Source organism: Alphaproteobacteria bacterium, from assembly GCA_033344895.1.
Classification (GTDB): domain Bacteria; phylum Pseudomonadota; class Alphaproteobacteria; order UBA8366; family Aestuariispiraceae; genus Pacificispira.
In genome coordinates this window covers 616,821-630,896 of record JAWPMN010000001.1, presented here as the reverse complement: position 1 = coordinate 630,896, position 14,076 = coordinate 616,821, and the positions used below count along the sequence as shown (strand labels likewise).

Below are 14,076 nucleotides of genomic sequence, written 5' to 3'. Positions count from 1 at the left end.
CGCTCAGCCCTCACTTTTCAACGCGTCGGCGACCGGGCCGCCCTGGACAATCACCTTCCGGAACATGCCGCTGTCGGCGTGGTAGGACAGGTGACAATGGAAGGCCCACTGGCCGGGCGCATCGACCTCCGTTTCCATGTAGACCGTGGTGCCGGGCGACACGCTGACGACATGCTTGATCGGGTCGAACTTGCCGTTGCCATTATCCAGGATCGACCACATGCCGTGCAGATGCATCGGATGCGTCATCATGGTCTCGTTGACAAACTTGAAGCGGACACGTTCGCCGTATTGCAGGACGATCGGATCGGCGTCATCGTATTTCACGCCGTTCAGAGACCAGATATAGCGCTCCATATTGCCGGTCAGACGGATCTCGATTTCCCGGGTCGCCTCGCGGTCCTTGTATAGTGGTTTCTGGGCTTTCAGGTCGGCATAGGACAGGAATTTTCCGTCATTGGCCGCCCGTGGGGTCAGACCGCTGCCCGGTGCATAGAACGGATCGGCGGCAGAGCCCTGCATGCCGGCATGGGCGCTGTGGTCCATGCCTTCCATGCTGCCGTGTGCCATACCTTGCATAACGGTGCCGTCCGCCATGGTATGGGTCCCGGCGGCCGGGGCCCCGTGCCCCATGGCCGCGTGATCCATGCCGTCATGCGCCATGCCCATATCCGCCATGGTCAGCAGCGGAGGCTGGCGCAGGTCCGGCACGGGACCGGCCATGCCTTCGCGCGGGGCAAGGGTGCCCCGTGCATAGGCGGTACGCCCCATTGATTCAGCAAAGATCGTATAGGCGCGATCGTCGGTCGGCTTCACAATGACGTCATAGGTTTCCGCCACTGCAATCCGGAACTCGTCGACGCTGACAGGCTGAACATTGTTGCCGTCCGCCTGTACGACCGTCATTTCCAGGCCGGGAATGCGGATATCGAAATAGGTCATCGCGGATGAGTTGACGAACCGCAGCCGCACCCTTTCGCCGGGTTCGAAAAGTCCGGTCCAGTTCTGGCTGGCGCTCCTGCCATTGATCAGCGGATCGTATCCCTGCAGGTCCTCGATATCGGTCGGCATCATGCGCATGTCGCCCCAGGCGGCACGGTCCGCCAGGGCCGATTGCATGCCTTCCTTCTCGCTGTCTGACAGGAAGTCCAGGAAGGTCCGCTGCTGCCGGTTATAATAGTCCGGCATCATCTTCAGATTTCGCATGATCCGATGGCCGGAATGCGGATGGGCGTCGGTCAGTTGAACCACATATTCACGGTCGAACCGGAATGGTTCACGGCCTTCCGGTTCGATGACGATCGCCCCATAGGCGCCGTCTGGCTCCTGAAAGTCCGTGTGGCTGTGGAACCAGTAGGTCCCGGCCTGAACGATGGGAAACCGGTAGGTGAAGGTTTCACCGGGGGCGATACCGTCATAGCTGATGCCGGGCACGCCGTCCTGCTCATAGGGCAGGATCAGGCCATGCCAATGAATCGAAGTCGGCTCATCCAGATTGTTGGTCACGTTGATCGTAACCTCTTCGCCTTCCTTGAAACGCAGGACAGGGCCGGGCGAGGCGCCGTTGTAGCCGATGCCGCTGCGGGTGAAGGATCCGGTGTCGATCGTAACGCGATCGACCGTCAGGTCATATTCTCCGGCCGTCACGCCACCCCATGGCAGCGCGATCAGGCCGGATCCGAGCGCAAGCGCCCGGATCGCGGTTTTCAGAGTCATTTCAGAGTTTCCGATTCTGCTCCGTGGGCCCGATCAATGCGACAGCTTGATCGGTCCGACCATGCCCGCGCCGTAATGGCCGGGCACATTGCAGGCGAATTCCAGTTCGGCATGATCCGGAAACTGCCATACGATCTCAGCGGTCTGTCCCGGTTCCAGAAGGATACTGTTCGGTTCCTCATGCATGCCGTGGCCCATGGACTCCTGCATGGCCTTGGCAGCTTCCCAGTTGATCCGGTCGCCTTCCAGCACGCCGTGCTCCATCATCATCATCATTTCGGGCTGATGGGCCTTGTGCATTTCCGCCGTCGCAATGTTGAACTCGTGCACGAATTCGCCCTTGTTGGTGACGACGAAACGAACGGTTTCCCCTTCCTTGACCTCGATTTCCTCGGGTTCGTAGAAGTTGTCGCCCATGTTGACTTCGATGGTACGTGACACGGCGGACGGGTCCCCCGGTTGACCGATCTTGGCGCCATGACCATGGCCGCCGCCATGTTCACCGGCCGCAAAGGCGGAGGCGAGGGCAAGCGAAGCACTCAGACCGAAAGCAAAGACGGCCGAGACGGAATTTTTCACAGAGAACGTCATATCGAGACTCCATAGATTTGAATCGTGTTCGTGGTGCGGAACCGGAGTTCCGCCTTGGGAAACGCGAATCAAACTCTTGGAGGGGGGCTGTCTGTCCCGGGCGCGTAGCCATGCAGGCGCTCGCCCGCGTCGTGATACTCCGCCCCGCCGATCTCGGCCGGCTCCGAAAGGAAAACGAGGTCCTGAAGGGCGGTTGAATTGCAATGGCTGGCAGAAATCAGACAGGCCATGCCATGGCCGGCGCAATGAGCATCCACCGCTGAAGCATCAATCGATGTGATCGGGGAAGAGGCTCCTGACATGGCGTGATCGTCATGGAGGTCGGCACTTGCGATCGTAACGTCCGCAAGCACCAGCGTTACCATGCCGATAGCCAGGAATACCGAAAGGGCTCGTTTCAGCGCGAATGCCATGCCGACTATATTGCGGCTAACCGGTTCGCGGTCAAGAGATGTCCTGCTGCACCGGCGGCGTCGTGGCCAAATTCACTCCGCCGCCGCAGCGGCCAGTCCGGCATGGCGCAGGGCCCAGACGGCGGATGTGCCGTTCGGGGCAGGCTGGTAATAGTGCGAGAATTCCCGCACCGCATCCAGCCACTGCCGGGCCTCGACGCCGTCCCTGACCTCGAAACTGTCGAAGCCGGCACGCTGCATGAACAGGTACTGATCCCGCAGAACCTCGCCCGTGGCGCGGATTTCGCCCTCGAAGCCGAGGCGCTGGCGCAGAATGCGGGCGGCGCTGTAAGACCGGCCATCGGTGAATTTGGGGAAGTCCAGGGCGATGACCTGAAGGCGTGGCAGATCGCGTTCCAGCGCGGTGACATCCTCGCCCGGGGCCACTTTCACGCCCAGTTCGGCACGGCTGCGCACCAGGGTTTCGCGTTCTTCCAGGAAGCGCTTGTAGCTGACGATGGTCGGAATGTCGGCCTGCACCGGCGTATCGTCGTCGGCGGTGATCCACTGATCCGAAACCTGGGTACCGTTCTTGATAAGAGCCATGTCTGGGGTCTCCTTCCGGTCAGGCGGCCTTGGCGCCGTACAGGCGCTCCTTGAACGGCTGGGGTCCCAGGCGTTCAAGCGTGTCGATGAAGCGTTCCGCGGGATCGCGGCGCAGCGTCAGATAGGTTTCGACGACGGTTTCCACCGCGTCGACAATGCCGTCGGCGCTGAAGCCGGGGCCGGTGATCTTGCCGATGGCGGCGGCATCGTCGGCGCGCCCGCCCAGCGTGAGCTGGTAATGCTCCTCGCCCTTCCGGTCGACGCCCAGAATGCCGATATGGCCGACATGGTGATGGCCGCAGGCATTGATGCAGCCGGAAATCTTGATCTCCAGCGGGCCGATATCGTACTGGCGGTTCAGGTCCGCGAACCGTTCGGAGATTGCCTGGGAAACCGGGATCGACCGGGCGTTGGCCAGGTTGCAGTAGTCCAGCCCGGGGCAGGCGATGATGTCGCCGGCCAGACCGATATTGCCGGTTGCTAGATCGGCCGCGACCAGACGGTCATAGACGGCGGGCAGGTCCTGCAGGCGGACATGCGGCAGAACCAGGTTCTGCTGATAGGTCGCGCGGATTTCGCTGTCGACGGCATAGGCATCGGCGATATCCGCGACCGCGTCCATCTGGTCGGCGGTGATGTCGCCGGGAATGCCGCCGGTCGGCTTGAGCGAGATGTCGACGATGGCATAGCCTGGCTGACGGTGCGGCTTCACATTGGTACGCACCCAGTGACGGAAGTCGCGGTCCTCGAACTTGCGGGCTTCGAAGCCGGTGTCGGTGTCGGCCAGCGTCTCGAAGGCGGGCGGCGCGAAATAGGCGGCAATGCGGTCGCGCTCCTCGGCCGGCAGGTCGACAGAGGTTTCCTTCTTCATCGCTTCCCACTCGGCCTCGACCAGGCGGGTCACTTCCTCGACGCCGACTTCGTGGACCAGGATCTTGATCCGTGCCTTGTACTTGTTGTCGCGGCGGCCGAGCATGTTGTAGACGCGCAGCACGGCCTCCAGATAGGACAGCAGATTGTCCTTCGGCACGAATTCCCGGATCGTCTTTGCGATCATCGGGGTGCGGCCCTGACCGCCGCCGACCATCACCTTGAAGCCGACTTCGCCCGCATCGTTGCGCACAATGACCAGGCCGATATCGTGCACGCGCACGGCGGCACGGTCGTTCTCGGCACCGGTCACGGCGATCTTGAACTTGCGCGGCAGGAAGCTGAATTCCGGGTGGAAGCTGGACCACTGCCGGATGATTTCCGCCCAGATGCGCGGGTCTTCATGCTCGTCCACGGCGGCGCCGGCATAGGGGTCGGCGGTCGTGTTCCGAATGCAGTTGCCCGAGGTCTGGATGGCGTGCATCTCGACAGTGGCCAGTTCCTCCAGGATGTCCGGGGTCTGGTCCAGCGTGATCCAGTTGTACTGAATGTTCTGGCGCGTGGTGAAATGGCCGTAGCCCTTGTCGTAGACCCGCGCGATATGGGCCAGCTTGCGCATCTGCGTGGCATTGAACGTGCCATAGGGAATGGCGACGCGCAGCATATAGGCATGAATCTGCAGATAGAGGCCGTTCATCAGGCGCAGCGGCTTGAATTCGTCTTCGGTCAGTTCGCCGGCGACCCGGCGGGCGACCTGACCGCGGAACTGGGCGACCCGTTCCTGGACCAGCTGAGCGTCGAATTCGTCGTAACGGTACATGGCTTACGCAACCTCTTGCAGACGGGATTTCGGCTCGGCCTGCTTGCCGAGATCGAGGCGCACGGTCGGCCCCAGCGCACGAATGCGCTCCTTCAGTTTGGTCGGGACCGGCGCGCCGTCCCGGATTTCGACGTCGATCAGTTCGGCATCGACGACCAGGGCGTCGGCCGTGGCCTGGGCACCGATCTTCTCCAACGCGGCATGGCCGTCGGCATCGCCTTCGGTCCGGGCGGCGGAGACGCGGTCGGACCAGCCGCCGGCATCGGTCAGCCAGACGGCTTCGCCGTCGGACAGGCGGTTGGCTTTCAGGGCTTTCAGGCTCATCGCCGAATTCCTCCGATGGCTCAGACGGCGGCCAGGGCGGCCGGACGGGCATCCGGGGCCGCGCCATGGCGCAGGGTTTCGTAACGGGTTTCGGGCAGGCTGCCGGGCGGGCCCAGAACGACCACGGACAGGCCGACGCCGGCATGACGGGCCGCAAGGTCAAGGACGCTGTCGGCGCGGGTCCATTCGGCACGGTCCGCGTCGCGGCGAGTCAGTTCCATCAGCGCCGGGGCGGCGTCGGGGCGATGCAGCACGATGTCGGCGCGCTGCATCCGCCGCAGCGCGCGTAGGCTGAGCAGGTCCGTCTCGACCGCATCGACTTCGATCAGTGTCACGCTGCCAGCCGGGCGTTCGGCGGCCGCGCGCCGGTTCAGGACCGTCAGCATGGCGTCATTGGCCGCGGCCTCGTCACCGTCCAGTACCTGCTGGGCAACCGGCCCGGCGAAGAAGCTTTCCCAGAAGGCCTTGCGGGCCTTGCCGTCACCCAGTGTTGCAGAGACCGCACCCCGGAAACGCCGGGCGAAGGCGGCCAGATTGCCCAGGCGCGCGGGCAGGATCGCTTCCAGCGTCTCACGGACATTCCGGGCCAGGATCGGCGCGGCGCCCCCGGTTGCGATCCCGATCACGACCGGGTTGCGGTCGACGATGGACGGGATCAGGAAATCGCAGAGTTCGGTCCGATCGACGGCGTTCACCGGGACACGGGCCGCGCGCAACAGGGTGACAGCGTCTTCGGCGACAGCATCATCCTCTGTGGCGACGACCGCAAAGGCGGCGTCATCGTCGATGTCGGCCACGGTCAGGGTGCGTCGGTTCAGGACGATACGCCCGTTTCGCTCCAGGGCGGCGATTTCCGCCGCCGGGTGGTCGGAGAATACGGTGAGGCGGGCCGGCGTTCGGGCGAGCAGGCGCAGTTTGCGGATCGCCGCATCGGCGCCGCCGACCACGATCACGCTTCTGTTCTCCAGACGCCAGAAGGACGGAAACACGTCCATGATATTGCTCTCGCCTCGCTTGCCGATTTCACACAATTAAATGTGTGAAAAATCATTTAGACGTAATATAAGTGTGAATTATAAATATGTCCACACCTGCATGCGGAATTGGCGGACGAAATTCACATCGTCCGCGGCACAAGCCGTGGCGAGAAAGGCGCGGGGCCGGCTGGTTCAGTTGGTGATGCGGGTACCGAAGCTGTTTTCCAGAGCGACGGACAGGGCATAGGTGGCGATCGCCGTGTCCTGCGCGCCGGTTCCGGTCAGGTCGCAGACGGTCACGGCATCGTCGCTCTGACGTCCCGGATGGGTGCCGGCGACAACATGGCCCAGTTCCGTGACCGGCATGTCTTCCGGCACGACACCGGCGCCCACGGCATGGTGCAGTTCGCCCAGCCGCGCGGATTGTTCATGCTTGTCGCAAACGAAGAGATCGGCCTCGGCAATGACGTTCGGGGCCAGCTCGTTCTTATGCTCCGCATCCGACCCCATGGCGGTGATATGCAGGCCGGGATGCAGCATCGACTCGTCGATCAGCGGTGTGCGGCTGGGGGTCGTCGTCACGGCAATCTGCGCGTCGGCCAGGGCCTCCTCCACAGAACCGGCAATCCTGGTCTTCAGGGAAGTCGACCATTCGATATCCTGCGCGCAGGCGGCGGCCTTTTCGGGGTCCCGGCCCCAGACGGTTACGGTTTCGATCGGCCGGACCAGGGTCAGCGCCTGGATCTGCAATCGTGCCTGCAGCCCGGTCCCGATGACCGCGGCGCGGCTGGCGTTCTTGACGGACAGGCATCGCGCGGCGACCGCACCGGCGGCTGCGGTGCGCACATCTGTCAGATAGCCGTTGTCCAGCAGGACCGCCTGCACGAAGCCGGTCTTGGCATCATGCACGACCATGAGCCCGCTGGTCGTCGACAGACCCTTTTTCGGGTTGTCGAAGAAACCCGGGCTGACCTTGATAGCAAAGCCGTCCAGTCCCGGGACATAGGCGGTCTTCACGTCGACCTCTCCGTTTCTGTCCTCCATGTCCATGCGCAGGATCGGCGGCATGATGACCGAACCGTCGGACAGTTTCGCGAAGGCCTCGGCGACCAGATCGACCGCCGTCATGTCCAGCGTGATCGCCTGGCGCAGTTCGTTTTCGTTCAGGATCAGGATTTCTTGCATGTCGGTCCCCTTCAGGAGCGTTCCCTGGCCAGATCGACGTCTTCGCCGTTCACGATCCGGGTAAAGATATCCATGTCGACATTGCGGCCGCTGACGATGACGGCGGTGTGCCGGTTCTTCGCGTCGATCTTGCCGGACATGAGGGCGGCCACGCCGACCGCGGCACCGCCTTCGCAGACGATCTGCTGATCGCGATACAGCCCCCGCATCGCCGCCGCGATCTCCGTTTCGCTGACGAGAACCGTCTCGTCGACGAGGTCGCGGACCATGGCAAAGGTATGGGCATTGTCCAGTCCAATACCGCCGCCGAGCGAGTCCGCAAGGGTCGGTTCCTCGACGACCTCAACCGGCTTGCCGGCGCGCAGGCTGTCATACATTGCCGGGCCGCGTTCCATTGTGACGCCGATCAGGCGCGTCGACGGGCGCCTGGCCTTCACCGCCGAGGCAATTCCGGCCAGCAGACCGCCGCCGGACAAGGGCACGACGACCGTATCCATCTCGGCCCAGTCCTCGACCAGTTCCAGGCCGATCGTGCCCTGGCCGGCAATGACATGCGCGTGGTCGAAGGGCGAGATATAGATCATGCCTTCTTCGCGCATCAGGCGCATGGCCTCGACTTCGGCCTCGTCCTGGCTCTTGCCGCCGATGCGGACTTCGCCGCCGAAGCGCTTGATGCCGTCCACCTTCACCTGCGGCACCAGCTCCGACATGCAGACCACCGCCCGCACCCCGAGGAGGTGCGCGGCATAGGCGACCCCGCGCCCGTGATTGCCCGTGGAGCAGGTAACGACGCCCCGGGCACGATCCGCGTCGCTGAGCGACAAGATCGCATTGGTCGCACCGCGCAGTTTGAAGGCACCGGTCGCCTGCAGGAACTCCAGTTTCAACCGGATTTCTCCGCCGACCGAGTCGGACAGGGGAAAGGCCGGGACCAGGGGCGTGCGAAGCACATGCGGACGAATTTTCTCGTGCGCTGCCTCGATGGCGGACAAGGGAATGTGTGCATCTGTCATGGTGCGCGCAGAATAAGCACGCACCACCGGTTCGAACAAGATAACCGGCGGGTCTTTTCGGCAATTGCCGCCATTCGGTTTCGGTGATACTGCGCAGCGGTCAGATTTTGGGGGCGGAACGACAGAAATGAACAGCATCACCCGGTTGTCGGCATCGGAATTGGCGGCGCGGATGCGATCCGGCGCGCTGACCTGTGCCGAGGTCATGGCCGCCTTCACGGATCGGATCGGCCGGTTGAACGGGCGGGTCAACGCGATCATTCAATCGGATCTCGATGCCGCGATGCGTGCCGCCGAATCGGCGGACCGGGACCGCGCCGATGGGCGGGCGCAGGGGGCGCTGTTCGGCGTGCCTGTCGCGATCAAGGACAATTTCGATGTCGCCGGTTTTCGCACGACCTATGGTGCCAAGGCGCTGCGCGACAACTGGCCGGAATCGGACAGCCTGCATGTCCAGCGCATGAAAGCCGCCGGCGCCATCGTCGTGGGCAAGACCAATATGCCGGAATTCGCCTTCGGGGCCGATACCGACAACGCCCTGTGGGGACGGACGCGCAATCCCTACGCGCTGGATCGGACGGCGGGCTCCAGTTCGGGCGGGGCCGGCGCGGCGCTGGCGCTGGACCTCGTGCCGCTGGCGGACGGAACCGACCTGGGCGGATCGACCCGCATTCCGGCATCCTGGTGCAATGTCGCGGGGTATCGCCCGTCGACCGGCGTCGTGCCGAAAGTGCCCAGCGTCGCCCCTTTCGACCGGCTGCATGTCATGGGGCCGATGGCAAGGCGGGTCGACGATCTGCGCCTGATGCTGTCGGTAGTGTCCGGACCCGATCCGCGCAGCCCCATCGCGCCGCCCTTCGGCCCGGAAGAGTTCGATGCGCCATTGACGGGGAACCTGTCCGGCATGCGGATCGCCTTTTCGGTCGGCTCCGCCGCCTTCACCATCGACCCGGCGGTGACCCGGGCGCTGGCACCCTGCGCCGATGCACTTTCGGATGCCGGCGCCGCCGTGGCGGAGGACGACCCGAATGTCGCCTTCATGGCGCGCAGTCAGCCGGTCTTCCGGGCGCTCTGCGCCGCCGAATATGCCGGCTGGGCGGTTGACGAATACGGGCTGGAACTGGGGCACGACATCCTGGATCTGGTCGCCCAGTCGCGTCACATGACGGGCTTTGAAATGGAGCGGGCCTATGCGGCGCGGGTCAAGGCCTGGCACATCCTGGCGGAATTCTTCACGCGCTATGACCTGATCTGCTGGCCGACGACCAGCGGCACCGCCTTTCGACCGGAAGAAACGGACCATGATGCCTATGACTGGGGCACGGTCTATATCAGTCCGGCGCTGGACCTGCCGACCGTTTCGGTACCCGGTGGCTTTACCGAAGCGGGCCTGCCCGTCGGGCTGCAGATCGTCGGTCCGCCCGGCAGCGACCGCAAGGTGCTGGAGGCGGCGGAGGCGGTCGAACGCGGCCTTCAGGTCTGGGCCCGCAATCCCCCCGTGGACCGGCCGGTCGTCGCCGCACCCGTGGCGGAATAACCGGCCGGCGCTACGGAAGGTCCTGATAGCGCTGACGCAGCAGGGCGTCGGATTTCAGCGCGGTGTCGATGCGATTGTAGGTGTCGACGCTCAGGCCGTTCTGTTCGATCGCGGCGGTCATCTGAATGCGCACAATGTCCTGTGCGGACTCATCCTCGGCGTCGACTTCGCCCCGCTCGACGCGGTTCTGCCATTCGTCCTTGATGGCCATGACCGTTGTCTTGGCGGTCTTGAAGGATTTCAGGGTTTCGTCGCTGATCTCTTCCCCGCTCTGCGCGGTGACGAGGCTGCCGGCGGATTCCATTCCCGCAACGTGATGGGGCTGCCACGGATAGGCTGTGGCAGGATCGGCGGTGAGGAGTGCGGGCAGGGTGGCGAGCGCCAGGGCGCCCGCGATCAACAGGGCTTTCCAATCGGCTCCGGTCGGGGCCGGGGGAAGATTGGCCATCGCGTGATTCATGCTGGTCATTGCGTCCTCTCATCACGGCTTGAACCTTCGAACCGGCACCGGCCGGTCCACGGGTATTCCGAAGAGAAGATGCAAAAAGGGCCGAAAAAGTTCCCGGCGTGTCAGTCGGATTCCGGCGCAGGCGTCAGATTCAGCAACCGTTTCTTGACGTCCCGTTCGCTGCGATCAAAGCGGCGGACGACTTCTTCACAGTAGGAATTGAAACGGCAGACCTCCTCGAACAGGCGCGTGTCGTGGCGCACGCTGTCCACCGCGTCCATCAGGAATCCGAACGAAACCGTGTCGATCTCCGTGCGCTCGAACCCGCCGCGGGCAATGACCTGACCGACATAGTGGGTCAGGAACAGGGTCTCGGCCAGTTCCCGATCATGCTCGTCGGCGGTCTTCTCGACAATGTCGAAGCCTTCCCGGCGCAGCATGCTGCGGATCGGCTCGACGGTCTCATCGGGCAGATTGGTTTCGGTGATGACGATGCGGAAGCCGGTGACGTCGCCGCCCTGCTTGGTATAGCTCTCAGGCCCGAACATCGGGTGGGTGCAGATATGCGGCTGCCCCGGCACGATGGCCCGGATCAGATCGCCGGTATGGCGTTTGACCGTTGCGACATCGATCAGGATCGTTTCGGGGCGCAGCAGATCCTTGATCGCGTGCAGCGTTTCCTCATAGACCCCGATCGGCACGCAGAGCAGCAGCGCGTCGCTGTCCACCGCCTCTTCGAATGTCGTGAAGACGCCGTCGCCCGGCTTGCGGCTGCGGGTATGGACACGCACGGTCACGTCGGGGATGAACCGTTCCGCCATACGATGCAGAAAGGCCCCGAAATGCCCATATCCCAAAATGCCCAGCGTGAAATTCGCCACTGTACCGGTACCCGTCGCGTTGAAACCCAGCGTGCTTATCGGTTCCGTCCGGGATAGGCAACTGGTCTGCGCCGTCCGGCCCGCGTCGATGGAACCGTTGGACTCATCGTTGTGCAGTGCGGTATTGTGGGCGGATAAAGATAAGGGAGTGGAACGTGATGGCCGAGTTCGGCAAGAAGACGCTGGCGGATTGGGAAGCCCTGTTGGAGAAGGAATCCAAGGGCAAGACCGCCGCCGACATGACCTGGCAATCGCCCGAAGGCATCGGCATCAAGCCGGTCTATACCGAGGCCGACCTCGACGGGCTGGAGCATACCGGCTCGCTGCCCGGATTCGCCCCCTTCACCCGCGGACCGAAGGCGTCGATGTATGTCGGGCGTCCCTGGACCGTGCGCCAGTATGCCGGCTTCTCAACTGCCGAAGACTCCAACGCCTTCTACAAGCGCAATCTCGCCGCCGGTCAGAAGGGCCTGTCCGTCGCCTTCGATCTGGCGACCCACCGCGGCTATGACAGCGACCATCCCCGCGTCGTTGGCGATGTCGGCAAGGCCGGCGTGGCGATCGACAGCGTCGAGGACATGAAGATCCTGTTCGACGAGATCCCGCTGGACGAGATGTCGGTTTCCATGACCATGAACGGCGCGGTCCTGCCGGTACTGGCAGGCTATATCGTCGCCGCCGAGGAGCAGGGCGTCGGGCCGGAAAAACTGTCCGGGACGATCCAGAACGACATCCTCAAGGAATTCATGGTCCGAAACACCTATATCTACCCGCCGGACCCGTCGATGCGCATCGTCGCCGACATCATCGAATACACCGCCGAACACATGCCGCGGTTCAATTCGATCTCGATTTCCGGCTATCACATGCAGGAGGCCGGAGCGACCCTGACCCAGGAACTGGCCTTCACGCTGGCCGACGGGCTGGAATATGTCCGCGCCGCCCAGGCCAAGGGGCTGGATGTCGACAAGTTCGCCCCGCGTCTCAGCTTCTTCTTCTGCATCGGCATGAACTTCTTCATGGAGGTCGCGAAGCTGCGCGCCGCGCGCTTCCTGTGGGCCGATCTGATGCAGAAGCATTTCCAGCCGAAGGATCCGCGCTCGCTGATGCTGCGAACCCACTGCCAGACCTCGGGCTGGTCCCTGACGGAGCAGGATCCCTACAACAACGTCGTGCGCACCGCCGTCGAGGCATTGGCCGCTGCGCTGGGCGGAACGCAGTCGCTGCATACCAACGCCTTTGACGAGGCGATCGGCCTGCCGACCGATTTCTCCGCCCGGATCGCCCGCAACACGCAGCTGATCCTGCAGGAGGAAACGCATATCACGAAGACCGTCGATCCGCTGGCCGGCTCCTACTATGTCGAAAGCCTGACCGGCGAAATGATCGCCGAGGCGCGCAAGCTGATCGACGAGGTCGAGGCGATGGGCGGCATGACCAAGGCCGTCGACACCGGCTGGCCGAAGATGAAGATCGAGGAAAGCGCCGCCGCCCGTCAGGCCCGCATCGACCGGGGCGAGGAAACCATCGTCGGCGTCAACAAGTACCGCCCGGCGGAAAAGGACGAGATCGACGTTCTGGACATCGACAATTCCAAGGTCCGCGACGGCCAGGTCGCGCGTCTGAAGAAGATCCGCGAAACCCGCGACGAGGCCGCCTGCCGCGCCGCGCTGGAGGCGATCACCCAGGCGGCGGAAAGCGGCGAGGGCAACCTCCTCGACCTGTCGGTCAAGGCGACCCGCGCCCGCGCCACGGTCGGTGAAATCTCCGACGCCATGGAAAAGGCCTTCACCCGGCACCGCGCGGTGATCCGCTCCATCACCGGCGTCTACGGCTCCGCCTATGAAGGGGATGCAGGCTTCATGCAGATTCAGAAAGACATCGAAGGCTTCGTCGAACGCCAGGGCCGCCGGCCGCGCATGCTGGTGGTCAAGATGGGCCAGGACGGCCACGACCGTGGCGCCAAGGTCATCGCCACCGCCTTCGCGGATATTGGCTTCGACGTCGATATCGGCCCGCTGTTCCAGACCCCGGAAGAGGCCGCCAACCAGGCCATCGAGGCCGACGTCCATGTCATCGGCGTCTCCAGCCAGGCCGCCGGCCACAAGACCCTGGTCCCGCAACTGATCGATGCCCTGAAGGCCCAGGACGCCGGTGACATCCTCGTCGTCTGCGGCGGCGTCATCCCGCCCCAGGACTACGATTTCCTCCTGAAAGCCGGCGCGTCGGCCATCTACGGCCCCGGTACCAACATCCCGGCAGCGGCGGGGGAAATCCTGCAACTCATCGAAAAAGCGGTAGCGGCACAGGCGGCGGAGTAGGCCCTCACCCAACCCTTCTCCCCGAAGGAGAGGGTAATCTATTGAAAAGACTGTTTGGGGCTTGTGGTCGGAAAAAATTAGGTTACGATAGTCACAATCCGGAAAGTGCGGTTGGCGCTCTTGTGCAAGGGTAACGACTGTTACTTTAACTGGAGTTTCTAATTCTTGCCTTTTCGACAGATGTCATGTAAGAATTAGATAATTGAGGTTGGATTTGTCCGCCCGCTTGGTCCTTCCTAGGCGGGCTTTTTCTTGTCGAGGACAAAGTTGGCCTTTTCAGCAATCGGGTGGATTGCACGCCGTTCCCCAAAAGAACTGGGATTAACCGAGAATGGAAACCATTCTCGGCTGGGCACTATGCCTGATCCGGTGTGTGCTAAAACTGCTGGTACCGA

General features: G+C 63.4%; 13 protein-coding genes. 2 read left to right on the top strand and 11 right to left on the bottom strand.

The features are described from left to right. Positions 1–3: 3 nt before the first annotated feature. The 9 genes from R8L07_02840 to eutB all read right to left on the bottom strand — a co-directional run bounded on the left by R8L07_02840 (position 4) and on the right by eutB (position 8,494). Positions 4–1,716 (bottom strand): copper resistance system multicopper oxidase, encoded by a 1,713-nt coding sequence (locus tag R8L07_02840; GenBank protein MDW3204453.1) that lies wholly within the window; start codon positions 1,714–1,716, stop codon positions 4–6. Positions 1,717–1,749: 33 nt separating this feature from the next. Continuing rightward, positions 1,750–2,307, bottom strand: coding sequence for a plastocyanin/azurin family copper-binding protein (locus R8L07_02835; GenBank protein ID MDW3204452.1), 558 nt, complete (start codon positions 2,305–2,307; stop codon positions 1,750–1,752). Positions 2,308–2,375: 68 nt separating this feature from the next. Further along, positions 2,376–2,720 (bottom strand): hypothetical protein, encoded by a 345-nt coding sequence (locus tag R8L07_02830; protein MDW3204451.1) that lies wholly within the window; start codon positions 2,718–2,720, stop codon positions 2,376–2,378. 72 nt (positions 2,721–2,792) lie between these two features. Further along, positions 2,793–3,305, bottom strand: a complete 513-nt coding sequence (locus R8L07_02825) for a DUF934 domain-containing protein (GenBank protein MDW3204450.1) — start codon at positions 3,303–3,305, stop codon at positions 2,793–2,795. 19 nt (positions 3,306–3,324) lie between these two features. Beyond that, positions 3,325–4,995, bottom strand: a complete 1,671-nt coding sequence (locus tag R8L07_02820; protein MDW3204449.1) for a nitrite/sulfite reductase — start codon at positions 4,993–4,995, stop codon at positions 3,325–3,327. A gap of 3 nt (positions 4,996–4,998) precedes the next feature. Next, positions 4,999–5,319 carry a DUF2849 domain-containing protein gene (locus R8L07_02815; GenBank protein ID MDW3204448.1) on the bottom strand — a complete coding sequence of 107 codons (321 nt, stop codon included), beginning with the start codon at positions 5,317–5,319 and terminating at the stop codon, positions 4,999–5,001. Positions 5,320–5,339: 20 nt separating this feature from the next. Continuing rightward, positions 5,340–6,314, bottom strand: a complete 975-nt coding sequence (locus tag R8L07_02810; GenBank protein MDW3204447.1) for an NAD(P)-dependent oxidoreductase — start codon at positions 6,312–6,314, stop codon at positions 5,340–5,342. Positions 6,315–6,488: 174 nt separating this feature from the next. Beyond that, positions 6,489–7,481, bottom strand: coding sequence for a cyclodeaminase (locus tag R8L07_02805; protein ID MDW3204446.1), 993 nt, complete (start codon positions 7,479–7,481; stop codon positions 6,489–6,491). A gap of 11 nt (positions 7,482–7,492) precedes the next feature. Beyond that, entirely contained in the window at positions 7,493–8,494 is a 1,002-nt protein-coding gene (gene eutB, locus R8L07_02800) for a hydroxyectoine utilization dehydratase EutB (GenBank protein MDW3204445.1), read from the bottom strand. 127 nt (positions 8,495–8,621) lie between these two features. Here eutB and R8L07_02795 point away from each other — a divergent pair, with 127 nt between their 5' ends. Next, on the top strand, positions 8,622–10,031 hold the full coding sequence (locus tag R8L07_02795; protein ID MDW3204444.1) for an amidase: 1,410 nt from the start codon (positions 8,622–8,624) through the stop codon (positions 10,029–10,031). A gap of 10 nt (positions 10,032–10,041) precedes the next feature. On the opposite strand, the gene R8L07_02790 is transcribed toward R8L07_02795, so the two are convergent. After that, a complete protein-coding gene (locus tag R8L07_02790; protein MDW3204443.1) occupies positions 10,042–10,500 on the bottom strand; it encodes a DUF4168 domain-containing protein in 459 nt (152 codons plus the stop codon). Positions 10,501–10,601: 101 nt separating this feature from the next. Then, positions 10,602–11,360, bottom strand: a complete 759-nt coding sequence (locus R8L07_02785; GenBank protein MDW3204442.1) for a prephenate dehydrogenase/arogenate dehydrogenase family protein — start codon at positions 11,358–11,360, stop codon at positions 10,602–10,604. 158 nt (positions 11,361–11,518) lie between these two features. On the opposite strand from R8L07_02785, the gene scpA reads away from it, so the two are divergent. Further along, positions 11,519–13,681, top strand: a complete 2,163-nt coding sequence (gene scpA, locus R8L07_02780; GenBank protein ID MDW3204441.1) for a methylmalonyl-CoA mutase — start codon at positions 11,519–11,521, stop codon at positions 13,679–13,681. Positions 13,682–14,076 lie beyond the last annotated feature (395 nt).